The organism is Campylobacter sp. GB48 (genome assembly GCF_049221845.1).
Taxonomy (GTDB): domain Bacteria; phylum Campylobacterota; class Campylobacteria; order Campylobacterales; family Campylobacteraceae; genus Campylobacter_D; species Campylobacter_D lari_C.
In genome coordinates this window covers 1-963 of the sequence record NZ_JBMJAR010000071.1, presented here as the reverse complement: position 1 = coordinate 963, position 963 = coordinate 1, and the positions used below count along the sequence as shown (strand labels likewise).

General features: G+C 25.5%; 1 protein-coding gene. It reads left to right on the top strand.

From position 1 onward, the window contains the following. Positions 1–368 precede the first annotated feature (368 nt). A partial coding sequence (gene traN / locus ACOTVC_RS08840; RefSeq protein WP_421628382.1) for a conjugal transfer protein TraN occupies positions 369–963 on the top strand: 595 nt, incomplete at its 3' end.

Genomic DNA, 963 nt, shown 5'->3' with positions numbered 1-963 from the left:
AAAATAACACTCGGGAGTAAAAAACAAATGGTGCCCGAGGTCGCCATATAATTTATTAATCAAACCACTAAGTATCCATACTTTATAAATTAAATATCTAAATAACATATACTATAACATATACTTTTGAAAATTCAATAATTTGTATGGTTAAATCTCATTTTAAGATTTAACCCCTGATACAACTTTAGCTATTTTTTTCAAAGCTATAAGCATTTTTTAAAATCATTACCATTTAAATTTTTTCTAATATCTATAATTTTACATTATACTATATTAAATATTTTATTTTATATCCTGTTTATGCTGGTAAAATAAAATATGAATGCTATGTTTTAGATAGTTTTAGAAGTTAGTAAAGAAACTGTATGTTTAAAATAATAACTATTCTAAATGTAATAGTTGTGTTTAAAAAAAGCACTAGCGATATCGATGATGAAGATACTCAAGTTGGCATTAATGATGAAAATAATAATGGCTGGGAAGATGATATAGAGGATAAATTTTTATCTTTAATAAAAAAAGATAATAGATGTCGCTCTAAAGACAAATTTTTTGGTTTAACTGGTGGTTGCTGTGATAAAGATAAAGTATTTATAGGGCTTGTACCTTGTAAAGAAGATGAAAAAAAGCTAGCAAAACTCAATAAGCAAAATAGATGTGTAGAAGTTGGTGAATATTGCTCTAAAAAAATTAAATTCATAGCTTGTATTCAGCATAAAAAAACACATTGTTGTTTTAATTCAAAATTAGCAAGAATATTTAATGAACAAGGACGCCCACAAATTAAAAGAGGTTGGGGTTCTCCAAAAAGTCCTGATTGTAGAGGATTTACTCCAGAAGAATTTCAAAAGTTAGATTTTAGTGAAATAGATTTAAGTGAATTTATTGCTGATATTGTTGGAAATATTGAAGTAGATAAAATACAAGCTGATTCTATAAAAATACAAGAAAAGATTGAAA